Annotated in this window: 19 protein-coding genes; 11 read left to right on the plus strand and 8 right to left on the minus strand. The window is 65.9% G+C overall.

What is annotated here, in order from left to right:
* Positions 1-32: 32 nt before the first annotated feature.
* Positions 33-899: a thioredoxin gene (gene trxA / locus RHOOR92_RS0106575; protein ID WP_027484769.1), complete on the plus strand. Its 867-nt coding sequence runs from the start codon at positions 33-35 to the stop codon at positions 897-899.
* 193 nt (positions 900-1,092) lie between these two features.
* A complete protein-coding gene (locus RHOOR92_RS0106580) occupies positions 1,093-1,545 on the plus strand; it encodes a DUF4442 domain-containing protein (protein ID WP_007510381.1) in 453 nt (150 codons plus the stop codon).
* Positions 1,546-1,611: 66 nt separating this feature from the next.
* Here RHOOR92_RS0106580 and RHOOR92_RS0106585 read toward each other — a convergent pair whose 3' ends face one another.
* The 4 genes from RHOOR92_RS0106585 to RHOOR92_RS0106605 all read right to left on the minus strand — a co-directional run bounded on the left by RHOOR92_RS0106585 (position 1,612) and on the right by RHOOR92_RS0106605 (position 4,378).
* Entirely contained in the window at positions 1,612-2,217 is a 606-nt protein-coding gene (locus RHOOR92_RS0106585; protein WP_027489888.1) for a hypothetical protein, read from the minus strand.
* Between the two features lie 120 nt (positions 2,218-2,337).
* Positions 2,338-3,009: a hypothetical protein gene (locus RHOOR92_RS0106590; RefSeq protein WP_231378342.1), complete on the minus strand. Its 672-nt coding sequence runs from the start codon at positions 3,007-3,009 to the stop codon at positions 2,338-2,340.
* Positions 3,006-3,527 (minus strand): sigma-70 family RNA polymerase sigma factor, encoded by a 522-nt coding sequence (locus RHOOR92_RS0106595; RefSeq protein ID WP_027489890.1) that lies wholly within the window; start codon positions 3,525-3,527, stop codon positions 3,006-3,008. The genes RHOOR92_RS0106590 and RHOOR92_RS0106595 overlap by 4 nt, the downstream gene beginning before the upstream one ends.
* 365 nt (positions 3,528-3,892) lie before the next feature.
* Positions 3,893-4,378: a hypothetical protein gene (locus RHOOR92_RS0106605; protein WP_027489892.1), complete on the minus strand. Its 486-nt coding sequence runs from the start codon at positions 4,376-4,378 to the stop codon at positions 3,893-3,895.
* Between the two features lie 295 nt (positions 4,379-4,673).
* Here RHOOR92_RS0106605 and RHOOR92_RS0106610 point away from each other — a divergent pair, with 295 nt between their 5' ends.
* Genes RHOOR92_RS0106610 through RHOOR92_RS0106635 form a run of 5 tightly spaced genes read left to right on the plus strand, consistent with a single transcriptional unit; the run spans position 4,674 to position 12,746 of the window.
* Positions 4,674-7,697 carry a type I restriction endonuclease subunit R gene (locus RHOOR92_RS0106610; protein ID WP_027489893.1) on the plus strand — a complete coding sequence of 1,008 codons (3,024 nt, stop codon included), beginning with the start codon at positions 4,674-4,676 and terminating at the stop codon, positions 7,695-7,697.
* A 2-nt stretch (positions 7,698-7,699) separates the two neighbouring features.
* Positions 7,700-8,956 (plus strand): restriction endonuclease subunit S, encoded by a 1,257-nt coding sequence (locus tag RHOOR92_RS18585; protein ID WP_196802008.1) that lies wholly within the window; start codon positions 7,700-7,702, stop codon positions 8,954-8,956.
* On the plus strand, positions 8,953-9,963 hold the full coding sequence (locus RHOOR92_RS0106625) for a virulence RhuM family protein (RefSeq protein ID WP_027489896.1): 1,011 nt from the start codon (positions 8,953-8,955) through the stop codon (positions 9,961-9,963). The genes RHOOR92_RS18585 and RHOOR92_RS0106625 overlap by 4 nt, the downstream gene beginning before the upstream one ends.
* A complete protein-coding gene (locus tag RHOOR92_RS0106630; protein WP_231378343.1) occupies positions 9,960-11,120 on the plus strand; it encodes an AAA family ATPase in 1,161 nt (386 codons plus the stop codon). The genes RHOOR92_RS0106625 and RHOOR92_RS0106630 overlap by 4 nt, the downstream gene beginning before the upstream one ends.
* Before the next feature lie 6 nt (positions 11,121-11,126).
* Positions 11,127-12,746, plus strand: coding sequence for a type I restriction-modification system subunit M (locus tag RHOOR92_RS0106635; protein WP_027489898.1), 1,620 nt, complete (start codon positions 11,127-11,129; stop codon positions 12,744-12,746).
* 764 nt (positions 12,747-13,510) lie between these two features.
* Here RHOOR92_RS0106635 and RHOOR92_RS0106640 read toward each other — a convergent pair.
* Together RHOOR92_RS0106640 and RHOOR92_RS0106645 are read right to left on the minus strand one after the other, a co-directional pair.
* Positions 13,511-13,930: a type II toxin-antitoxin system HicB family antitoxin gene (locus RHOOR92_RS0106640; protein WP_007513280.1), complete on the minus strand. Its 420-nt coding sequence runs from the start codon at positions 13,928-13,930 to the stop codon at positions 13,511-13,513.
* A 32-nt stretch (positions 13,931-13,962) separates the two neighbouring features.
* A complete protein-coding gene (locus tag RHOOR92_RS0106645) occupies positions 13,963-14,139 on the minus strand; it encodes a type II toxin-antitoxin system HicA family toxin (protein ID WP_007513282.1) in 177 nt (58 codons plus the stop codon).
* 178 nt (positions 14,140-14,317) lie between these two features.
* Here RHOOR92_RS0106645 and RHOOR92_RS18590 point away from each other — a divergent pair, with 178 nt between their 5' ends.
* From RHOOR92_RS18590 to rapA, 4 genes are all read left to right on the plus strand, one after another.
* A complete protein-coding gene (locus RHOOR92_RS18590) occupies positions 14,318-14,995 on the plus strand; it encodes a DUF502 domain-containing protein (RefSeq protein WP_037115012.1) in 678 nt (225 codons plus the stop codon).
* Positions 14,992-16,824: a M14 family metallopeptidase gene (locus tag RHOOR92_RS0106655; protein WP_037115014.1), complete on the plus strand. Its 1,833-nt coding sequence runs from the start codon at positions 14,992-14,994 to the stop codon at positions 16,822-16,824. The genes RHOOR92_RS18590 and RHOOR92_RS0106655 overlap by 4 nt, the downstream gene beginning before the upstream one ends.
* A 118-nt stretch (positions 16,825-16,942) precedes the next feature.
* Positions 16,943-19,066, plus strand: coding sequence for a M13-type metalloendopeptidase (locus tag RHOOR92_RS0106660; protein ID WP_027489900.1), 2,124 nt, complete (start codon positions 16,943-16,945; stop codon positions 19,064-19,066).
* Positions 19,067-19,300: 234 nt separating this feature from the next.
* Positions 19,301-22,141, plus strand: a complete 2,841-nt coding sequence (gene rapA / locus RHOOR92_RS0106665) for an RNA polymerase-associated protein RapA (protein WP_027489901.1) — start codon at positions 19,301-19,303, stop codon at positions 22,139-22,141.
* Between the two features lie 47 nt (positions 22,142-22,188).
* Here the strand turns inward: rapA and RHOOR92_RS0106670 are convergent, their stop codons facing one another.
* Positions 22,189-23,544 carry an amino acid permease gene (locus RHOOR92_RS0106670; RefSeq protein WP_015447150.1) on the minus strand — a complete coding sequence of 452 codons (1,356 nt, stop codon included), beginning with the start codon at positions 23,542-23,544 and terminating at the stop codon, positions 22,189-22,191.
* A gap of 25 nt (positions 23,545-23,569) precedes the next feature.
* On the minus strand, positions 23,570-24,187 hold the full coding sequence (locus RHOOR92_RS0106675) for a rhomboid family intramembrane serine protease (protein ID WP_007513294.1): 618 nt from the start codon (positions 24,185-24,187) through the stop codon (positions 23,570-23,572).
* Positions 24,188-24,252 lie beyond the last annotated feature (65 nt).

The following is a 24,252-nucleotide window of genomic DNA, read 5'->3' on the forward strand; positions in this document are numbered from 1 at the left end:
CTGAACCGGCACCTGCCGAGCTGGAGTTTCCCGTGACCGATGCCGCCGCCGTTTCCCACGTCTTCGACGTGGATCAGCAGACCTTCGAAGCCGACGTGCTGCAGGCCTCGCTGACCACGCCGGTGCTGGTGGATTTCTGGGCGACCTGGTGCGAGCCGTGCAAGACGCTCGGCCCGATGCTGGAAAAACTCGCCGCCGAGTACCACGGCGCGTTCCGGCTGGGCAAGGTCGACGTGGACACGCAGCAGGAGCTGGCCGGCATGTTCGGCATCCGCAGCATCCCCACCGTGGTGCTGGTGAAGGACGGCCAGGTGCTCGACGGCTTCACCGGCGCGCTGCCCGAAGGCCAGCTGCGCGAATTCCTGTCGCGCCACGTGCAGCCGCTGGAAGCATCAGCCGAACCCGCCGAAGCAGCCACCGTGCCGGAAACCGCCGAACAGGCGATCAACCGCCTGCAGCAGGCGATCGCCACCGAACCGAACCGGCCCGAACTGAAACTCGATCTGGCGCTGGCGCTGATGCGCGCCGGCAACGTCGCCGCGGCCAAGGCCGAGCTGGCCGCGCTGCCGGCCAACCTCGCCACCGACGCCCGCGCCGTGCGCCTGCGCAGCGAGCTGGAGCTGGCCCACGCACTGAAAGACGCGCCGGGCATCGCCGAACTGCGGCAGCGCGTGCAGGCCGACGCCGGCGACTGGGCCGCCCGCGACCAGCTCGGCGTGCATCTGCTGCTCGAAGGCGACGTCGAAGCCGGCCTGGAACAGTTCCTTGTCATCCTGCAGAAAGCCCGCGACTGGAACGACGGCCAGGCCAAGAAACGCCTGCTCGCTGCCTTCGCCACGCTCGACGACGCCGAGCTGGTCGGCCGCTACCGGCGGCGGATGGCCTCGCTGCTGTTCTGACCCCGCATCGCTCCCGCCTCAGGCTCGTCATTCCAGCGAAAGCTGGAATCCCGTGACGTTGCGTTTCCAATGAGCTGAAGTCACTGGCTACCGGTCTTCGCCGGGATTCATGCTGCATGGAGTTTTTCCGGGCCTCCATACCGCAAGGTACGGTTAGGTAAGATGCCCCCTTCCCGCCCCAACGAGCCTCCCCATGCGCGCATCGACCTTCCGCCGCCTGCTCAACCTGTGGCCGCCGTTCCTGGTCAACGCGATCCGCCTGCAGTCGCTCAGCGACGACTACACCGAGGCGAAAGTGGTACTGCGGCTGCGGCCGTGGAACCGCAACTACGTGAAGAGCCAGTTCGGCGGCAACCTGTTCGCGATGGTCGACCCGTTCTGGATGCTGCTGGCGATGCACCAGCTCGGCCGCGACTACTACGTGTGGGACAAGGCCGGCGCGATCGACTTCGTCGCGCCGGGCTACGAGGACGTCTACGCGCACTTCAAACTCGAGGCCAGCGTGGTCGACGAGTTGCGCACCGCAGCCGCCGGCGGCGAGAAGGTGCTGCGCTGGTTCGAGACCGAGGTGACCACCGCTTCCGGCCAGCTCATCGCCCGCGTGCGCAAGCAGCTCTACGTGCGGCTGAAGCCGAAGGCGCGTTGAGCGCCAGGTTCGCACCCGCCGCGCACGGCACGGGGGCGCGAACCTGACGCGGATGGCCGCCGCCGCTCAGCCCACCACCCGCCCGTTGTGCTTCTTGCGGTAGATGCTGCGGCTGTCGCGCTGGTCGACGCGCTGGATGTGGCGCTGCTCGTGCGGCCCCACGTGGCCGTCGCGGGCGGCGCGCTGCTCGACCTGCGCGGCGTGCGCCTGGCGCCCCTCCAGCCGGGCGGTCTCGTGCGCGGTCAGCGCGCCGGACTGCACGCCGTGCTCGATGCGGCTCTGCTGGTGCACGTTGCGCGCCACGTCGCGCTGCATGCGCCGCGACGAGCGCGACTGCGGGTTGCCGCTGACGCCGTCGTGCCGTTCGGCATGGATGGCCCGGCTCTGGTGGTTCTGCGCCGCGCTGAGGCGCGCCTGCTCGGCCGCGCTCAGGCTGCCGTCGCGCAGCACATGTGCCTGCAGGCGATCCACCTGCGCCTGGCCCCGCTCCAGCCGCGCCGCCTCGGCCGTGCTCAGTTGGCCGGATTTCAGCCCCTGTTCGATGCGCTGCTGCTGCTTGACGTCGCGCTGGGTGGTACTGGCCGTGGTTTGCGCCGTGGCTGCCATCGCGCCACAAAGGCCGACGCCGGCAATGATGCTGGCGACCAACAATCTGCGGTAGAACCGTTTCATGGTGTCCTCTCCCTCGCACCGCCACCGTGGCGGGTTGAAGGCAGCAAACGAGGCGACCCCGTGGCGGGATGACGCCTGCCGCCCGCATCGATTCAGCCGGCGGTCATTCGCCGCCTCCGTTCACTCCCGCTCGAAGCGGGCCAGCTCGTCCAGCTGGCGCGACGCGTTGAGCAGGCTGCGCCCGCTCATGTCATCGACCACGCGCCGCAGCCACGGCGACCCGAGCGGGCGAGCGGCCAGGCGCCGCGCCAGCCACAGGCTGAAGCCGACGCCCACGGCGCCCACCGCCATGTTCGCCCCGATCCAGCCCGAGGCCCCGACGAACAGGTCCGTCCCGGACCACCAGGTCAGCACCACCAGCGGCAGCAGCAGCCACAGGAACCACCACGGCAGGCCCAGCGCCAGCGTGCTGACCATGCGGAAGCGGCGCAGCTGCGCCAGCCGCCGCTGCAGCACCAGCACCGGCGCGTCGAACAGATGGATGCGGCTGAGCAGGAACAGCTGGGTCACGCTCGACCAGATCCCGGCGATGCCGTAGGCGTGCAGCAGCAGGCCGATCACCAGCAGGTGCGTGACCTGCCGGTGCGCCACCCAGAACGAGGCGACGAACACCACGAAGGCCAGCCAGCAGGCGATCTCGACCGCCTGCCACCACAGGCTCCAGCGCAGCGTCGAATGCAGCTTGTCCATCCGCCGCTCGCGGAAGTCCTGGCGCAGCAGCGCCTCCATGCCGTCCTGGCGCAGATCCATGCGCGCCCATGCCTGTTTCATCTCGTCCAGTTCCATCGTCATGCTCCGCTGGTTTCGGCGGCCGTCATCTGGCCGCGCAGTTTCTGCCTGATGCGACCGAGCTTGGTCGCCACGTTGGTTTCGCTGACGCCGAGGATCTGCGCGATCTCGGCGTAGCTCCTGTCTTCGAGGTAAAGCAGGATCAGCGCGCGGTTGAGCGGGTCGAGCCGGCCGATGAAGGCATGCAGCGCGGCCAGCCGCTCGTCCTGCTCGGCGATCGGCTCGCCGCCGCCGATCGTTTCCAGGTGGTGCGTGTCCAGCGGCTCCATGCGGTCCGCCTCCGGCCAGCGCCGCGCCTGCGAGATCGCCACGTTCAGCGCGATGCGGTACAGCCAGGTGGAAAACTTCGCCCGCCCCTCGTCGTAGCCGCCGAACGAGCGCCACAGCTGCGCGCTGATCTCCTGCACCAGGTCGTCGCGATCGGCCGCGCTGCGGCTGTACAGCCCGGCCACCTTGAACACGATCCTGCGATGCTCGTGCAGCAGCGACTCGAAACGTTGCTGGTGTTGTCTGCCGGTCATGGACGCCTGCTTCCTCGCGGTTCACCCCATGATTCGCAGGGTACGGAAAAAAATCACAGGGCACCGAAGGGGAAGCGGGTGCGGTTCCGAAGGTCGGCGGGGAGGTGGCGAACCCCGACCGGGAGGCTCCACAGGTCGGGCGGGAGGTACGGAACCCCGGCGGGGAGGTCGCGAAGCCCGACGGAGAGGTTCCGAACCTCGACAGGGAGGTACCCCAGGCCGGCGGGGAGGTTCGGAAAGTCGACGGGGCGGTCGCGAAGCGCGGCGCCGGGGTGGCGAACCGCGCTGCCGCGGTAGCGCAGGTCCGTGTCGACCGGCAAAGTCCCGGCGGCGCGGTCGGCAACCGCCCCGCCGGGGTTCACGACTCAGGCCGCGGCCGGTTCCGGCGCGGCACGGTTGGCGCGCGGGCCGGGGAAGCGCTGGCGCAGGTCGTCGTACACGTCCTGCGCGCCGTCACGGCCGCGGTGGGCCGCCTCGCGCACGCTCTGGTAGTACGCCAGGTCGGCCATCCACACCTCGCTGGCCACCAGCTGCAGCGTGTCGTCCACACTGGCGGCCAGCGTCTGCAGCTCCGCCGCGAAACGCAGCAGTTGGCTGCGCAGGGCGCGATCCTTCTGCACCTCGGCCAGGTCCACGAAGCCCGGCACGAACTGCGCCCGGTTCGTCATGTAGGTCACGCACTTCTCGTCGAAACCCACCGACTTCGGCCCCAGCCGCGGCAAGGCCTGCCGCTCCTGCGCCGCCAGCGTCACCAGGAACGGCAGCGCCGCGCGCATCGCCGCCAGCGCGCCCTGCACCGCCGTCACGTCCTCATCCGAAAGCACCGCCGAAATACGATTGTCGCTGGACATGGAAACACTCCTTGTTGCGTCGCAAGCCGCCGGTTTGGCGGCGCGGGGAGGGTAGCAATCGTATGCTGCGGGCTTGGGGCGCGATGTCGTGTAGGTAATAGATGACGCACGCAGCGATGGCATCGACCACGTTCTTGTCGGCAAAACACCCCGTTGGAGGGTCGGGATCGGCAAACGTCGACCGGTAGCAACCTGCCCAGCATCGGGGTGGCGCTGGCCTCATCCGGTAGACTTCCCAGGCCATTTTGCCGAACACCTGTCCATGGTGCGGCAACCACCTGAGAGCGAGATGCTTATGCAAGTCAGGGAAAGCACCATCGAGCAGGAGCTCATCGAAAAGCTCGGCGAGCTCAAGTACACGCTGCGCCCGGACATTCGCGACCGCGCGGCCATGGAGCGCAACTTCCGCGAAAAGTTCGAGGCGCTGAACCGGGTCAGCCTGACCGATGCCGAGTTCAAGCGCCTGCTGGAAGAGATCGTGACACCGGATGTGTTCAAGGCCGCGCACGCGCTGCGCCACCGCAACGCGTTCACCCGCGACGACGGTACGCCGCTGAACTACACGCTGGTCAACACCAACGACTGGTGCAAGAACGATTTCGAGGTCGCCAGCCAGTTCCGCATCAACACCGACTACAGCTACCACCGCTACGACGTGCTGCTGCTCATCAATGGCGTGCCGGCGGTGCAGATCGAGCTGAAGACGCTGGGTATCAACCCGCGCCGGGCCATCGAGCAGATCGTCGAGTACAAGAACGACCCCGGCAACAGCTACACCCGAACATTGCTGTGCTTCATCCAGCTGTTCATCGTCAGCAACCGGGATTTCACCTACTACTTCGCCAACAACAACGCGCGCCACTTCGCGTTCAATGCGGACGAGCGCTTCCTGCCGATCTACCAGTACGCCGCGCCCGACAACAGCAAGATCAACGGCATCGATGCCTTCGCCGAGGCGTTCCTGGCCAAGTGCACGCTGGGCCAGATGATCAGCCGCTACATGGTGCTGGTGGCCAGCGAGCAGAAGCTGTTGATGATGCGGCCGTACCAGATCTACGCGGTGAAGAACATCGTCGAGTGCATCGACAAGAACCTCGGCAACGGCTACATCTGGCACACCACCGGCAGCGGCAAGACGCTCACCAGCTTCAAGGCATCCACCCTGCTCAAGGCCAACCCGGCCATCGAGAAGTGCCTGTTCGTGGTGGATCGCAAGGATCTCGATCGGCAGACCCGCGAGGAGTTCAACCGCTTCCAGGAAGGTTGTGTCGAGGAGAACACCAACACCGGCGCGCTGGTGCGCCGCATGCTCTCGGACGAGGCGGCCGACAAGGTCATCGTCTGCACCATCCAAAAGCTAGGCCTGGCGCTGGACGAAAACAGCAAGCGCAACAAAAGCCGGGAAAAGCGCGGGCTGGCCAGCCACACCGAGCAGCTTGCGGCGCTGAGCGACAAGCGCATCGTCTTCATCTTCGACGAATGCCATCGCTCGCAGTTCGGTGACAACCATCAGGCCATCAGGGAATTTTTTCCCAAGGCCCAGCTGTTCGGTTTCACCGGCACGCCGATCTTCGAGCAGAACGCCAGCTACAAGCGCATCGAGGGCGAGGAGCAGACCCTCAAGACCACCGAAGACCTGTTCCAGCAGTCCCTGCACGAATACACCATCACCCACGCCATCGAAGATAGGAACGTCCTGCGCTTCCACGTGGACTACTACAAGCCTGAGAAGGGCCGGCCCAACGGCAAGCAGGCGCCCAAGCCCGGCGAAACGCTGGCCAAGCGCGCCATTGTCGATGCCATCCTGGCCAAGCACGATGCCGCCACCGGCGGGCGTCGCTTCAACGCCCTCCTCGCCACCGCGTCCATCAACGACGCCATCGAGTACTTCAAACTTTTCGAGGTCGCGCAGGCCGAGAAGCAGCAGGCCGATCCGGACTTCGGGCCACTCAATATCGCCGCCGTGTTCTCGCCGCCGGCCGACGTCAGCGCCGACGTGAAGCAGCTGCAGGAGGACCTGCCGCAGGAGCAGGAAGACAACAAGCACGATCCCGAAGCCAAGAAGAATGCGCTCAAGGCGATCATTGCCGACTACAACGCGCGCTTCGGCACCAACCACCGCATCGAGGAGTTCGACGCCTACTACCAGGACGTGCAGCAGCGCATCAAGGACCAGCAGTTCCCCAATGCCGACCTGCCGATGAAGGGCCGCGAAAAGCTCGACATCACCATCGTGGTGGACATGCTGCTCACCGGCTTCGACAGCAAGTACTTGAACACCTTATACGTGGACAAGAACCTCAAGCACCACGGCCTGATCCAGGCGTTCAGCCGCACCAACCGCGTGCTCAACGACACCAAGCCCTACGGCAACATCCTCGACTTCCGCGGCCAGCAGAAAGAGGTGGACGCTGCCATCGCGCTGTTCTCCGGCGCCAAGGCCGACAAGGCACGCGAGATCTGGCTGGTGGACACTGCGCCCGTGGTCATCGACAAGCTGAAAGATGCACGCGACAAGCTCGACAGCTTCATGCAGTCACAAGGCCTCACCGGCAAGCCCGACGACATCGCCAACCTCAAGGGCGACGCCGCCCGTGCCGCCTTCGTCGAGCACTTCAAACAGGTGCAGAAGCTCAAGACCCAGCTCGACCAGTACACCGACCTGGACGACGCACAAAAACAGCAGATCGAAGCCGTCTTGCCGCGCGATGAGCACAATGCCTTCCGCGGCGCCTACCTGGAAACCGCGCAGCGGCTGCGCGCGCAGCAAGCCAAGCCGAACGGCCAGAAAGACGAGGCGGTGGATCAGCTCGATTTCGAGTTCGTGCTGTTTGCCTCCAGCACCATCGACTACGACTACATCATGAAACTGATCGCCGATTACTCGGCGAAAACCCCCGGCAAGGCCAGCATGAGCCGCGAGCAGCTGATCGGCCTGATCGCCGGCGACGCCAAGTTCATGGACGAGCGCGAAGACATCAGCGAGTACGTGCGTGGCCTCAAGGCCGGCGAAGGCCTGGACGAGGCCGCCATCCGCGCCGGCTACCGGCAGTTCAAGACCGACAAGGCGGCGAAGGACATGGCCGCGCTGTCCGACAAGCACGGCTTGCCCGTGGCCGCGCTGCAGGCCTTCGTCGATGCCATCCTCGCCCGCCGCATCTTCGACGGCGAGCAACTCACCGAACTGCTCGCGCCACTCGATCTGGGCTGGAAGGCACGCACGCAGAAGGAGCTGGCGCTGATGGGCGATCTGCTGCCGCTGCTGAAGAAACGGGCAAGTGGGCGGGAGATCGCCGGGCTTAAGGCGTATGAGGAATGACGATGGCGAAGCAGGGCAAAGCGACGGCGGTGCCGAGGCTGCGGTTTCCGAAGTTCCGGAAAGCTGGCAATTGGAAACGCGCACGCTTGGGGAAGTTGTTCTCGGAGCGCCAGGAGGCTGGTTTTACTGACCTGCCACTTCTTTCGCTCATGGACAAAGATGGGATCGTTCCACAAGCCGAGTCGAACCGTAAGAACAACTCCAATGCGGATAAATCTAAATACCTCCGCGTTGTGCCGGGGGACATTGCGTATAACACCATGCGGATGTGGGAAGGTCGAAGTGCTTACGCGGGAATCGATGGCCTTATCAGTCCCGCATACACGGTTTGCGCACCGACTGGCGGGGCGAACAGCCGATTCTTTTCTTACTATTTCAAGACGGCCCCGCTGGTCGGCCAATTCCGAAAGTATTCACAAGGTCTCGTCAAAGACACGTTGAATCTTAAGTACGAGAATTTTCAGCGTATCGAAGTTGCGTATCCAAGTGATGAAGATGAACAAAAAAAGATCGCCGATTGCTTGACGTCGCTGGACGAGGTGATTGCCGCGCAGGGGCGGAAAGTGGAGGCGTTGAAGGCGCACAAACGCGGCCTGATGCAGCAACTTTTCCCCCGCAAAGGCGAAACCCGCCCCCGCCTCCGCTTCCCCGAATTCCGCAACGCGCCGGAGTGGGAACAGAGAGGGCTCGGCGAACTAGCGAAGCGCGGGTCAGGACACACCCCGAGCAAATCAAATCCTGCGTACTACAGTGAAGGAATCAAATGGGTTTCGCTTGCGGATTCCAAACGGTTGGATAGCGGCTTCATTTCTGAAACGACGATTGAGATCTCGGAGCAAGGAATCGCTAACTCATCAGCCGTTCTGCATCAGGCGGGTTCAGTCATCCTTTGCCGTGATGCCGGAGTAGGTAAGAGCGCGGTCATGAAGGAGCCGATGGCAGTTAGTCAGCACTTCATGGTGTGGAGTTGCGATGCAAAGCTGCTTTCGAATTGGTATCTGTATTACTTGTTTCAGCTCATGAAGCCGTTGTTCGAGGACGTGGCGTCAGGCAGCACGATCAAGACCATTGGCCTGCCGTTTTTCAAGGAGTTGAGCGTGATCGTTCCATCCTTGGCCGAACAGCAACGCATCGCCGACTGCCTCTCCTCCCTCGACGCCAAAATCACCGCCGAATCCCACCAGCTCGCCGCCCTCAAGACCCACAAGCAGGGCCTGATGCAGCAACTGTTCCCCGCGCCGGAGGCCGCCAGCGCATGAGCGGCCTGATCCTCTACACCACCGAGGACGGCACCAGCCGCATCCAGCTGCGTGCCGACGGCAAGACGGTGTGGCTGACCCAGCGCGAGATGGCCGAGTTGTTCGATGTCAGCACCGACAACATTGGCCTGCACCTCAAGAACATCTACGAGGATGCTGAGCTGGCCCGGGAGGCAACTACCGAGGAATCCTCGGTAGTTCAAACCGAGGGGAGTCGCCAGGTGCAGCGCCCGGTCACGCTCTACAACCTCGACGCCATCCTGGCCGTGGGTTATCGGGTGCGCTCGCCGCGCGGCGTGCAATTCCGCCAGTGGGCCAGCACGGCGCTCAAGGAATACCTGCTCAAGGGCTTCGTCATGGACGACGAGCGCCTGAAGAACCCGGACGGGCGCCCCGACCATTTCGACGAGATGCTGGTGCGCATCCGCGACATCCGCGCCTCGGAGAAGCGCTTCTACCAGAAGCTGCGCGACCTGTTCGCGCTGAGCGTGGACTATGACAAGAGCGACCGTGCCACGCAGGTGTTCTTCGCCACGGTGCAGAACCTGCTGCTGTACGCGGTGACGCAGCAGACGGCGGCGGAGCTGATCATGGCCCGCGCGAATCCCGCCGATCCGCACTTCGGCCTGCGCGCATGGAGCGGCGGCCGGGTGCGCAAGCAGGACATCGTGATCGCCAAGAATTACCTCAGCGAGGACGAGATCGACACCCTCAACCGGCTGGTGGTGATCTTCCTGGAAACTGCCGAGCTGCGTGCCAAGCGCCGGCAGGAGATCCCCATGCGCTTCTGGATGGAGAACGTGGGCGAGATCATCAGCTCCAACGGCTTCCCCTTGCTGACGAGCGCCGGCTCCGTGAGTCACGGGCAGATGGAAGCGCACACCAGCGAGCGCTATCTCGCCTTCGACGAACAACGCAAGCAGCAGGAAGCGCGGGCGGCCGATGCCGCCGATGAGGCCGAACTGGCCGCGCTGGAAAACAAGATCAAGAGACGCCCGAAGCCATGACGGGGACCGGCCAGAAACAGTCGGGCAAGGCCATGGGTGCTGTGCCGTTCCCCGATCTCCCGGCATTGGCGAAGCATCTTCGCGAGGAGCTGGACAAGAAAAAATTCGTTCTGCTCTACGCCTACAACGGCACGGGCAAGACCCGGCTGTCCACCATGTTCAAGGATCTGGGCAAGAAGGTCGATGAGAACGGCGAGGTGACCGAGCGCGACACGCTCTACTTCAACGCATTCACCGAAGACCTGTTCCAGTGGGACAACGATCTCGCCAACGACCGCGAGCGGGTGCTGAAGATCAACCAGGACTCCCGCTTCTTCGCCGGAATAGGCGAACTGGAGATGGACAACCGCATCCGTCCGCTGTTGAACCGTTATGTCGATTTCGAGTTCGAGATCGACACGGACGCATGGGAGGTCAGCTTCGCGCGCGAAACTCGGCAGAAAAGGGAAGACGGCACCTACGAGACCAAGCGCGAGGAGGACATCAAGGTCTCGCGCGGCGAGGAAAACATCTTCATCTGGTGCTTCTTCCTGGCCATTGTGCAACTGGTACTCGACGGTGCCGAGGCTTACAAGTGGGTCAGATACATCTACATCGATGATCCCATCTCTTCGCTGGACGACAACAACGCGGTCATGGTTGCGCACCATCTGGCGCAACTGATGACGGGGTCGCACGAGCGGCTACGTGTGGTGATATCCACGCATCACGTGTTGTTCTTCAACGTGCTGTGCAACGAATTGAAGAAGCCACGCCGATATTTTTTCAGCAAGGGACCGCAAGCCGAAGGCTTTGCCCTGCATGAAACCGACAGCACGCCGTTCCTGTATCACCTCGCGTCGCTAGTCGAGTTGCATGAAGCCTTGAAGTCGGGCGCGCTCTATACCCACCATTTCAACATGATGCGTCGAGTCATGGAGCAGACGGCGTGTTTCTTTGGTTACGCGAAGTGGGACGAGTGCATCAAGGCCGAAGACAATGAACCGAACCAGACGGTTTACAAGCGAGTCATCGATTTGATGAGCCATGGCGACTACTCCCTCTATGAGCCGAGGGAAATGTTGCCGGAGAACAAGGAGCATTTCGCTCGCATCTTGCGGCAGTTCATCACCCGACATCCGTTCAGCCCGGCGCTGTTCCCGAATGAAGCGACATAAGACACCATGACTGAAAACGACCAGAAACAACTCGGCAAGACCCTGTGGAACGTCGCCGACCAGCTGCGTGGCACGATGGACGCGGACGACTTCCGCGACTACATGCTGTCGTTCCTATTCCTGCGCTACCTCTCGGATAACTATGAGGCGGCGGCGCGGAAGGAGTTGGGATCGGACTACCCGGACCCGAACGCCATCGGCAACGCTGGCAAGACACCGCTGTCGGTCTGGTATGCGGCCAACAAGGCGGACGTGGCACAGTTCGAGCAGCAGATGCGGCGCAAGGCGCATTACGTCATCCAGCCCAAGTATCTTTGGGGCCATATCGTCCACCTGGCGAAGACCCAGGACGACACGCTTTTGGATACGCTGCAGGGTGGCTTCAAGTACATCGAGGAAGAGTCCTTCCAGAGCCACTTCCAAGGCCTGTTCTCGGAGATCAATCTCGGCTCGGACAAGCTCGGCCGCAAGTACCACGACCGCAATGCGAAGCTGTGTTCCATCATCAGCGAGATCGCCCGCGGCATGGCACTGTTCTCCACCGACAGCGACACGCTGGGCGATGCGTACGAATACCTGATCGGCCAGTTCGCGGCCGGCTCGGGCAAGAAGGCCGGCGAGTTCTACACCCCGCAGCAGATCTCCAACATCCTCTCGGCCATCATCACGCTGGACAGCCAGGAGCCGAAAACCGGCCCGCGCCGCAAGCTGGACAGCGTGTTCGATTTCGCCTGCGGCTCGGGTTCGCTACTGCTCAACGTGCGCCATCGCATGACCGAAGCCGGCGGCCGCATCGGCCGCATCTACGGGCAGGAATCCAACATCACCACGTATAACCTCGCGCGCATGAATATGCTGCTGCACGGGGTGAAGGACACCGAGTTCGAGATCTGGCACGGCGACACGCTGAAGAATGACTGGGACTGGTTGCGTGAAACCAATCCCGCAAAGAAGCCGAAGTTCGACGCCGTGGTGGCCAACCCGCCCTTCAGCTACCGCTGGGAGCCGAAGGACGGGACCAAGGACGACCCGCGCTTCAGGAACCACGGTGTTGCGCCGAAGAGCGCCGCCGACTTCGCCTTCCTGCTGCACGGCCTGCATTACCTGAAGGACGACGGCGTGATGGCCATCATCCTGCCGCACGGCGTGCTGTTCCGCGGCGGCAAGGAGGCGGACATCCGCACCAAGCTGCTCACCGATGGGCATATCGACACGGTGATCGGCCTGCCGGCCAACCTGTTCTATTCGACCGGCATTCCAGTCTGCATCCTGGTGCTGAAGAAGTGCAAGAAGCCGGACGACGTGCTGTTCATCAACGCGGCCGATCACTTCGTGAAGGGCAAGCGGCAGAACCAGCTGACGGAAGAGCACATCGCTCGCATCGTCAGCACGTATCAGAACCGCGATGAGCATGAGCGCTATTCCAAGCGCGTCTCGATGAAGCGGATCGCCGAGGAAGGCTACAACCTCAACATCTCGCGCTATGTCAGCACTGCAGAGGCTGAGACGGCAATCGATCTAAAGACAGTGCATGCCGATCTGGAAGCGATCGAGGCGAAGATCGACGAGGCGAAAAAGCGCCACAACGCCTTTCTCAAGGAATTGGGGCTGGCTCCGTTGCCTTGAGTTCGGAAAGTCCCGCACTTCGTTCAAGACTCAGGTTCCAGGTCCGCTTGATGCAACGCTCTGCCGCGTGCGCATGCAACGGTGGGCGCAGGCTCATTCAACCAGCGTCCCTTCTGGCCGATGGCAGATACCAGCCCATCGATCCAAAGCCAAAAGCTGCCGGCTTTTCGCCACCGCGCAGCGGTTGCACACCGAGTGCGGGCCAGGATGGCCCGCTGCTCTACCCGGGCCCTGTGCGGCGGTGAGTCGGCGTCAACAGGCCGCGCAACGGGCATCGGCAGGATGCTGATGCCTTTTCGCCAGCACAGGGAGGTGCTGTCGAAAAGCCCGACCCCGGCTCACGAACTTGCCGGGCATGGCGAGGGCATGGATGCCCGAGTTGAGGCAACGCAGGAGCAGTTGCCCGATGCCCGGCAAGCGCCAAGCGGGGGGCGTTTTCTCTTGGTTACTTCTCTTTTACTCCGGGCATCCTGCCCTTCGCCCTTCGGGCCAGCTTCGCTGTTCGCGCACGCATCCTGCGTGCACGTGGACAAGCAAAAGAGAAGTAACTTGGCTGCCGCAGGCAGACGAAAGCTCCTGGCTCTGAAGCTCTCCCGCGCTGCAGGCAGCCGAGAGCATCACCCACGAGTTCAACCACCTGCGCATGCTGGGCGAAAAGCTCGACACCGACGGCGCGTTTGCGGGAAGCGGTGCGGTATGTGTGAGCGGCAATCCGCCGCTCCGGGCACGACACCGCAGCGCAAAGGCCGGCGGGCGGCACCGCCCTACGCCGCCAGCACCGCCAGTTCGATCCGGTAGCCCAACGCGTTGAGCGCCGCCTCCACCTGTTCCAGCTTCGAGCTGTGGCGCAGGTCGAGCAGGCGGTCGACCTGGGGCAGATGCACGTCGAGCCGGCGGGCCAGGTCAGCCTTGCGCAACCCCTGTTCGCGCATGGCCCGGTACAGACCGAGCTTGGCCACCGCCAGCGGCGGCAGCTCCACCAGCCGCTGGCCGCGCTTGCGCGCGCCCGGCGGCGGAATGTCACGCCGGTCCTGCATGTACGCCTGCAGCGTGGTTTCGATACCGTCGACGGCTTCGCGCAGAGCCTCGCCCTCGGTGTCGCCGACGCTGGAAAACTCCGGCAGGTCCGGGCAGGTCACCATCACCACGCTATCGGCACGGGTCAGCTTGACGGGGTATTTCATCGTGGCTCCTGATCCTGTGGTGTCGCGAATACTCAAAGACCCAGGTCCTTCAGGATCTTCTTGCGCAGCGGCTCGGGCATCTCTTTCGATCCGTGGAAGGGAAAGACGGAAGTCCGGCCTCTGTAGCGCGCCAGCTGGTGGCTGCCCTTGCCGGGCTCGAAGCTCACTCCCTGCTGCCTGAGCCACCGCTGGAACTCGCTGTACTTCATCGGCCTCTTCCTTGTCGGCACGCACGCAGCATAACAACATTCGTGTTGCGCACAACACAAGTGTTGTCGTGCTTCCGCGCTTCACCCGCCCTCTTTTCAGGCCAGCCGGGAAGTAGAGGAAACAGCCCGCCGCAGGCCTGGCCTACAATGCCGGGAAACCCCCACGCCCCGGACCCCCATGCCCCGCCTGCGCTTCAAACGCTACCTGCTGACCGGCCTGCTCACCTTCCTGCCGCTGTGGGTGACCTGGCTGGTGTTCAAGTTCGTGCTGGGGCTGCTGGCCGGGATCGGCGCGCCGCTGGTCGCCGCACTGCTGAACGGCCTGGCGCTGGTGGCGCCGCATACGGCGGAATCGCTCAAGGTGGAATGGCTGGTTTTCATCCTGGCGCTGCTGATCACCCTGGTCGCGCTGTACCTGCTCGGCTTCGTGGCGAACCGGGTGATCGGCCAGCGTTTCCTCAATGCCTTCGACGCCCTGCTGGCGCGCATTCCGCTGGTGCAGACGATTTACGGCGGTACCAAGAAGCTGATGGCGGTACTGCAGAACAAGCCGTCCGGCGTGCAGCGCGTGGTGCTGGTGGAGTTCCCCCGCCGCGGCATGAAGGTGGTCGGCTTCGTCACCCGGGTGATGATCGAGGAGGGCAGCGGCCGCGAGATGGCGGCGGTGTTCATCCCGACCACGCCGAACCCTACCGGCGGTTACCTGGAAGTGGTGCCGCTGGACGAGCTCACGCCGACCGACTGGACCATGGACCAGGCGATGGCATTCATCATCTCCGGCGGCGCGGTGGCGCCGGACACGTTGCCCGCTTCGCCTGCGCTGCCGCACCGCGACGATGGCGGGGATCACGCATGAGCCTGCGCCGCGTCCTGTGGTGCACCTTGCTTGGAGTCGCGGCCCTGTCCGCGCACGCGGCCGGCCCGGGCGCGACCGACTGGACCACCCCGGCCGAGGCCGCGCAGTTCCGCACCACGCCGAGCTACGCCGACACGCTCGCGTACCTGCAGCGGCTGCAGCGGGCGGCGCCGGGCGTGATCCGGCTGGAGACCTTCGGCACCACGCCGCAAGGCCGGCCGATGACGGTGGTGATCGCCAGCGCCGGCGGCAGCTTCGATCCGGCCGCCGCACGCGCCGCGCACAAACCCGTGGTGCTGCTGCAGGCCGGCATCCATCCCGGCGAGATCGAGGGCAAGGACGCCGGGCTGATGCTGCTGCGCGATATCGCGGTCGCCGGCAAGGTCCCGCACCTGCTCGACCAGGTGGTGCTGGTCTACATCCCGGTGTTCAACGTGGACGGCCACGAGAATGCTTCGCCGTACCACCGCATCAACCAGAACGGCCCGGAGCGCATGGGCTTCCGCGGCCAGGCGCAGTACCTCAACCTCAACCGCGACTACGTGAAGGCCGACGCACCGGAAATGCGCGCGTGGCTGAAGCTGTGGCAGCGTTGGCTGCCGGACTTCCTGATCGACGTGCACACCACCGACGGCGCCGACTACCAGTACGACCTCACCTGGTACACCGAGGACCCGCACAAGCTCGACCCTGCGCTGAGCGCGTGGCAGCGCGACGCCATCGTCAAGCACGTGATGCCGGCGTACGAGCAGCGCGGCCACCTCGCCTCGATCTACCTGGAGTTCAAGGACGGCCGCGAGCCACGCAAGGGCATCATCAATTTCGGTTCCGGCCCGCGCTTCTCCACCGGCTACGCGGCGCTGCAGAACCGCCCCGCGCTGCTGATCGAGACGCACATGCTGAAACCGTACGCGAACCGCGTGCGCGCGGTGTACGACCTGGTCGAGCTGCTGCTGGAACAGGTCGGCGCGCACCCGGCCGCCCTACTCGCCGCCACCGCACAGGCGGATGCCGCCACCATCGCCCGCGCCCATGACGCGAACGCGAGGGTGGCGCTGAGTTTCGAGCCCGATCCGCAACCGACGAGGTTCGAGCTGAAGGGTTACGCCTTCACGCTGAGCCACAGCGACATTTCCGGCAGCGAGTGGATCCGCTACGACCCGCGCACGCCGAAGCGCTACACCATCGACAACTGGAACGGCCTGCTGCCGGACGTCTCGATCGCGCCGCCGGCCGCCTATGCGGTGCCGGCGCAGTGGACGACGATCATCGACCGGCTCGACGCGCACGGCATCGCCTACCGCCGTACCGAGCGCCCGCTGACGATCCGCGCCGAGGGCTACCAGCTGGACGATCCGGTGTGGGCGAGCAAGCCGTTCGAGGGCCACCTGATGCTGCGCGACTTCCGCCTGCGCGCGGTGCCGCGCGAGGTGACCCTGCCGGCCGGCTCGGCGATCGTGCCGCTGGACCAGCGCGCGGCGAACGTGGCGATCGAGCTGCTGGAGCCGCAGGCGCCGGACTCGCTGTTGCGCTGGGGCTTTCTGGACGCGGTGTTCGAGGCCAAGGAATACGGCGAGCCGCGCGTGGTCGAACAGCTGGCGCGCGACATGCTGGCGCGGAACCCAGCGCTCAAGGCCGCGTTCGCGCAGAAGCTGCACGACGACCCCGCCTTCGCCGCCGACAGCCGCGCCCGGCTGATGTACTTCTTCGAGCGCTCGCCGTGGTACGCCGCGCAGAACGTGGGCGCCTACCCGGTGCTGCGGCTGGACGCCGCGGCGTGGCGGCAACTGGCGCCCTCGGCACCCGCTCCCAGCCCGTCGCAACCCTGACCTTTGACACTGTGCCACCCATGACGTTTGACCTAGCGTGAACGGCCACGTCCGCGTTGCGAGGGGGACCCGACGACGCGGCCTGATGACACCACCCACCATTCACAGAGGGATATCCATGACCAAGCAGTTTCTGAAGCCGCTGGCGCTGGCGCTGGCCGTCAGCCTGGCGTTGACCGCCTGCGGCAAGCACGAGGCAGCCAGCAACGCGCCGGCTCCGGCCAGCACCGCGCCGGCCGCCGCCGGCACCACCGCCGCCGCCGACCTCGGCAAGAGCATCTTCGACGTCAGCGAGCTGGGCGACGGCGCGCAGGCGTGCCAGGACTTCAACGGCTTCGTCAACGCCAAGTGGGTCAAGGCCAACCCGATCCCGGCCGACCAGACCGTGTGGGGCGCCTTCAGCCTGCTGCACGAGAAGAGCCTGGCCGACCAGCACCAGCTGGTGGACGACGCGGTAAAGAACGCCGACAGCGCCAAGGCCGGTTCGATCGAGCAGAAGATCGGCTGGCTGTACCACGCCAGCATGGACATGGACGCGCGCAACAAGGCCGGCTTCGATCCGATCAAGGCCGACCTCGCCGGCATCGACGCGCTGAAGTCGAACAAGGACCTGCCGGCATGGCTGAGCCAGTCCTTCGCCAAGGGTGACGGCGCGGTGTTCGCCTTCGGCTCGGGCGCCGACTACAAGGACGCCAAGGTGCAGATCGCCTACACCGAGCAGAGCGGGCTGGGCCTGCCCACCACCGATTACTACACCGACGCGAAGTACAAGGACATCCGCGACAGCTACGTCAAGTACCTGGCCAAGCTGTTCGAGATGACCGGCAGCAGCGCCGCCGACGCAAGCAAGCAGGCCGCGCTGGCGATGAAGTTCGAGACCGACCTGGCGCAGCACTCCATCCCGCGGGTGGAAATGCGCAAGCCGGAGAACCAGTACCACTTCGCGACCGTCGCCGAGGCGAACAAGGTCACCCCGCACTTCGACTGGAATGCGTTCTTCACTGGGCAGGGCGTCACCGTCGAGAAGGGCTTCTCGCTGTCGCAGCCGAAGTTCTTCGCCGAGTTCGACAAGCTGGTCGCCAGCGCGCCGATGGACGAATGGAAGGCCTACCTGAAGGCGCACACCATCTCCAACGCCGCCACCGCCCTGTCCGAGCCGTTCGTGGACGCGCAGTTCGATTTCTACGGCAAGACCCTGCGCGGCCAGCCGGAACAGCAGCCGCAGTGGAAGCGTTCGCTGAACGCGGTCAACGGCGCGATGGGCCAGGCGCTGGGCCAGCTTTACGTGGCCAAGTACTTCACCCCCGAGGCCAAGGCCCGCGCGGAAGAGCTGGTCACCAACGTGCGCGACGCGCTGAAGACGCGCATCCAGAACCTGGACTGGATGAGCGAGGAGACCAAGGCCAAGGCGCTGGACAAGTGGTCCAAGTTCCTGCCCAAGATCGGCTACCCGGAAACCTGGCGCAGCTGGGACGGCCTGAGCATCAGCAAGGACGGCTACTACGCCAACATGCAGGCGGCCAGCAAGTTCAACTACGAGTACGACATCGCCAAGATCGGCAAGCCGACCGACCGCAAGGAATGGGGCATGACCCCGCAGACGGTCAACGCCTACTACAACCCGACCGACAACACGATCAACTTCCCGGCCGCGATCCTGCAGCCGCCGTTCTTCGACGCCAAGGCCGACGACGCGATCAACTACGGCGGCATCGGCGCGGTGATCGGCCACGAAGCCAGCCACGGCTTCGACGACCAGGGCAGCCAGTTCGACGGCGACGGCAACAACGTCAACTGGTGGACCGACGCCGACAAGAAGCAGTTCGAGGCGCGCACCGGCAAGCTGGTCGACCAGTTCAACGCCTACGCGCCGCTGGCCGACCACCCCGAACTGCACGTCAACGGCACGCTGACCCTGGGCGAGAACATCGCCGACCTGGGCGGCCTGAACATCGCCTATGACGCGCTGCAGACCGCGCTGAAGAAGAACCCGGCCGAAGCCGGCAAGAAGATCGAGGGCTACAGCGAGGACCAGCGCTTCTTCCTCAACTGGGCCCGCGTGTGGCGCGGCGACATCCGCGAGAAGGCGCAGATGGTCTATCTGAACGCCGATCCGCACTCGCCGATGAAGTTCCGCGCGATGGGCGCGCCGTCGAACATGCCGACCTTCGCCAGTGCGTTCCAGTGCAAGCCGGGCGACGCCATGGTGCGTGCCGACGACAAGCAAGTGAAGATCTGGTGAGTCCGCGGCCGCCACGGCATCCGCCGTGGCGGCCAGCTCGCCAGCCCGGAAACGCCGCGCCACTGCGCGGCGTTTTTCTTTCCGTCGCCTGCGCATGCCGGGGCCAGGCGGCACCGATGCCGACGGCTGGCCGCCGCGCGGCACCCCGAAACCGCGCGCGGCCGCGCCGCGGCGGTTCCCAGCGCGGGCCGTGGAGCGGATAATCGGCGGCCCTTGATGCCGCACGGTCGCCCCATGTTCGTCCCTGGTCAACGCTGGATCTCCTCCGCCGAACCCGAGCTAGGCCTCGGCACCGTGCTGCGCGTCGAGGGACGCGGCGTACAGGTGCTGTTCGCCAAGGCCGGGGTGCTGCGCCCGTATGCGGTCGATTCGGCGCCGCTGCTGCGCGCCGAGTTCCGCGCCGGCCAGCGCGTCGCCGGCAAGGGCATTGCGTTCCTGGTCGAGCGCGTCGAGATCAAGGACGAGCTGCTGATCTACCGCGGCGAAGGCCGCGAACTGCACGAGGGCCAGCTCGACGACGAGCAGAGCGTGAGCCAGGCCGACGACCGCCTGATAGGCGGGCGCACCGACGCGGTGGCGCAGTTCGAGCTGCGTCTGGAAGGGCTGAAGCGACGTGCCGAGGCACGCCGTTCGCCGATGTGGGGGCTGGGCGCCGCGCGGATCGGACTGGTGCCGCACCAGCTGCGCGTGGCCGGCATCGCCGCTGCCCGTCGCCCGCCGCGGGTGCTGCTGGCCGACGAGGTCGGACTGGGCAAGACCATCGAGGCGGGCATGATCATCGCGCGCCAGCTCGCCGCCGGTCGTGCTTCGCGCGTGCTGCTGCTGCTGCCCGACACGCTGGTGTATCAGTGGTTCGTGGAGATGCTGCGCCGCTTCAACCTCAGCTTCGCGATCTACGACGAGGAACGCTGCGAAGCACTGGAACAATCCGGCGACGCCGACAACCCGTTCGAGGACGAGCAACTGGTGATCGCCGACTTCGGCTTCCTGGAAAGTTCGCCGAAGTACGCGCGGCAGCTGCTGGACGCGCCGTGGGACCTGCTGGTGGTGGACGAGGCGCATCACCTGGCGTGGTCGCCGGAAGCGGCCAGCCCGCGCTACACGATGGTGGAGCAACTGGCCGCGGCGATTCCCGGCGTGGTCCTGCTCACCGCCACCCCGGAACAGCTCGGCCGCAGCGGCCACTTCGCCCGCCTGCGCCTGCTCGACCCACAGCGCTACCACGACCTGGACGGCTATCTGGCCGAAGCGGACAGCTACCTGGCGCTGTCGAAGATCGCCGACCGCCTGCAGGACGGCCAGCCGCTGGACGACGCGCAGCGCGCCGCGCTGGCCGAGGCCTTCCATGGCGACCAGGCGCTCACCGCCCGGCTGGCCGACCCGACCAAAGCGGATAACGCGCGCGAACTGCTGGCCGCGCTGATCGACCGCCATGGCACCGGCCGCGCGATGTTCCGCAACAACCGCGCCGGCGTCGGCGGCTTCCCGCAGCGCCGGCCCGAATGGCACCTGCTGCCGATGACGACGCTCGACGACAGCGCACGCCAGGCGCTGCTGGCCGAATTCCACGCCGACATCCAGCAGCCGCCTGCGCTGATCGAGGTCGACTATGCCGCCGACCCGCGCATCGACGCCCTGGTCGCCCTGCTCGACGCGCACCCGCAGGACAAGTTCCTGCTGATCTGCCGCAGCCAGGCCAAGGTGCTGGCGCTGGAGGAAGCGCTGCGCACACGGAGTGGCGTCGGCGTGGCGCGTTTCCACGAAGGCCTCGGCATCGTGCAGCGCGACCGCAACGCCGCGTATTTCGCCCAGCCCGACGGCGCACGCTTGCTGCTGTGCTCGGAGATCGGCTCGGAAGGGCGCAACTTCCAGTTCGCGCACCGGCTGGTGCTGTGGGATCTGCCGTTGGACCCGGACCTGCTCGAACAGCGCATCGGCCGGCTCGACCGCATCGGCCAGCAGCACGACATCGCGATCCACATCCTGGCCGTGGCCGACAGCGCCCAGCACGTGCTGGCGCGCTGGTACGACGAGGGCGTCGACGCGTTCCGCTCGAGCCCGGCCGACGGCCGCGAGCTGCTGCGCCGCTACGGCGAGCCGCTGACCCGGCTGGCCGACGAGCATGCGCGCGGCGACGACAACCGCGACCAGGAACTGGACGCGCTGCTGGCCGAGACCCGCGCCAGCCACGAGCAGATGGCCGCGCTGATCCGCGGTGGCCGCGACCGCCTGCTGGAGCTGGCCGCCAGCCGCGACCTGCACGCCGACGAGCTGCAGCAGGCGTTCGCCCGCGAAGACCGCGACCCCGGCCGCGATGCCTTCGTGCAGCGCCTGCTGGAGGCGTTCGGCATCCACGCCGAGGAACTCGGCGGCCAGGTGCTGCTGCTCGACCCGCAATACCTGTCCACCGACGCCCTGCCCGGCTTCGCCGAGGGTCCGCAGTCGGTGACCTTCGCGCGCGAGGTGGCGCTGGCGCGCGAGGAACTGCCGCTGCTGCGGCTGGACCACCCGCTGGTCGCCGGCGCGCTGGACCTGGCGCTGTCGGGCGAACAGGGCAACGCCGCCTTCATGGTCGACGACGTGCTGCCGCCGCGCACCGCGCTGCTGCAGGCGGTGTTCCTGCTCGAATGCGTGGCCGAGCGGAAACTCGACGCCGAACGTTTCCTGCCGGTGCTGCCGATCGCGGTCACCGTCGACACCCGGCTGGCCGAGCGCGCCGACTTCGCACCCAGCGAGGTCGCGCTGCGCAAGGCCGGCGACCGCAACATCGAGGTACCGCGCTACCGCAAGTTCCTGGCCAAGCTGGTGCCGCCGATGCTGGAGCGCGCCGAGGCGCTGGCCGGCACGCGCGGCCAGACGCGCATCGACGAGGCGGTGGCGCTGGCCACCGCGGCGCTGGACGCCGAGCTCTCGCGCCTGCTGGCGCTGCGTGCGGTGAACCCGTCGGTCAGCGAAGCGGAGATCGCCGCCATCGCCGCCGAGCGCGCCGCCCTGCTGGCCGCGCTGCCGCAATCGCGGCTGCGGCTGGATGCGGTGCGTTTCGTGGTCAGCGCGGACTTCCTGGCGTTGCGCTGAGGCCCACCCCGCCCCGGTGTGCGGAGAAGGCCGCGGCACCCCTCAGCTCAAGCCGACGCCATGCGCATGCGCTGCTCGATGCCGCCCACGCGGTAGCCCACCGTCAGCAGCGCCAGCCAGATCACGCCCACGTACAGCGCCACGCGGGTGTCCGCGCTGTAGCCGAGCATCACCAGCACGAACGCCAGAAACGCCAGGCAGACCACGCTGCTCAGCGGAAACCAGCGCAACCGGAAGGCCAGCGGCACCGGCTGCTGGCGGCGGAAGCGCCAGTGCGCCACCAGCACCATGCCCCAAGTCCACACCGTGTTGAAGGCGAGGATCGACATCATCATGCCGAAGATGCGCCCCGGCACCAGGTAGTTCATCAGTACGCCGAACAGCAGGAACACCAGCGTCACCAGCACCCCGCGCACCGGCACGCCCTGCGCACTCAGCCGCCCCATCGCCATCGGCGCCTGCCCCTTCGTGGCCAGGCTGTGCAGCATGCGGCTGCCGCTGAACATCGTTGAGTTGAAGCTGGACAGCGCCGCGGTGATCACCACGAAGTTGATCAGCCCCGCCGCCTGCGGAATGCCCAGCCTGGCGAACGTGGTGACGAACGGACTGCCCTGCGTGCCCAGCGCGTTCCACGGGTAGATCGCCATGATCACGAACAGCGAGCCGATGTAGAAGATCAGGATGCGCCAGATCACCGAGTTCACCGCACGCGGAATGGTGCGCTCCGGCTGCGCCGCCTCGGCGGCAGCCATACCGATCGTCTCGATGCCGCCGAAGGAGAACACCAGCACCGGCAACGCCAGCACCATGCCGGTGATGCCGTTCGGGAACCAGCCGCCGTGCGTCCACAGGTTGCTGAGGCCGATCGGCTTGCCGCCATTGCCCCAGCCCAGCCAGATCATCGCGCAGCCGCCGGCGATCATCGCCACCACCGTGAGCACCTTGATCAGCGCGAACCAGAACTCCAGCTCGCCGTAGACCTTCACCGCCATCAGGTTCAGGCCGCCGATCATCGCCACGCTGGCGAACGCCCAGATCCACTGCGGCGATGCCGGAAACCACGCCTTCATGTAGATGCCGACCGCCGTGCTCTCGGCGATGCCCACGCCCATCATCAGGATCCAGTAGTTCCAGCCGGTGAGGTAGCCGGCGAACGGGCCGAGGTACTTGTGCGCGTAGGCGCTGAACGAGCCGGCGATCGGCTCGTGCGCGGCCATCTCGCCCAGCGCGCGCATGATGATGAAGATCATCGTGCCGCCGAACAGGTAGGCGAACAGCAGCGACGGCCCGGCCAGCTGGATGGTGCTGGCCGAGCCGAGGAACAGACCGGCGCCGATGCACATGCCCAGTGCCATGAAGGTGATGTGGCGCGGGGTAAGCTGGCGCTGCAGGGTCTGGGTCATGGGTGCATTCGTGGCGTGGAAGCGCTCAGCGTAGCAGGCGGCGCCTCGGTTTCCACGGCAGCCGCCCGCGCCAGTACTGGATCAGCACCAGGCCGCCGAGCATGCCGCCGAGATGGGCGAAGTGGGCCACGCCCGGCTCGATCCCGGTCACGCCCATGGTCAGCTCGGCGGCGGCGTAGAGGATCACGAACAACCACGCCGGCATCGGGATCGGCAGGAAGATCAGCATGACCTTCTCGTGCGGATACAGCATGCCGAACGCCAGCAGCAGGCCGAAGATCGCGCCGGACGCACCCAGCGTGGGGCCGTACTGGGCCGGTGGGAAGAACCACAGCACCGCCAGCTGCAGCAGCGAGGCGACGATCGCGCAGACGAAGTAGTAGACGGTGAACTCGCGCGCGCCAAAGGTGCGCTCGATGGTGCCGCCGAACATGTACAGCGCGAGCATGTTGAACATGATGTGGGTGACGCCGCCATGCATGAACGCGCTGGTGACGATCTGCCATACCTCGAACAGGCCGGAGCCGAGCGGCCACAGCGCGAAGTGCAGCAGCAGGAACTGGCCCGCCACGAACTGCAGGAAGAACACCGCCACGTTGGCAATCAGCAGGTTGCGGGTGACAGGCGGCAGGTCCAGAGGCATCGGGCGGTTTCCGTGGAATCAGGGAGCAGCATAATAACGGCGCAACCGCCGGCAGACCGCGCCCG

The organism is Rhodanobacter sp. OR92 (genome assembly GCF_000427545.1).
In the GTDB taxonomy this organism is placed as follows: domain Bacteria; phylum Pseudomonadota; class Gammaproteobacteria; order Xanthomonadales; family Rhodanobacteraceae; genus Rhodanobacter; species Rhodanobacter denitrificans.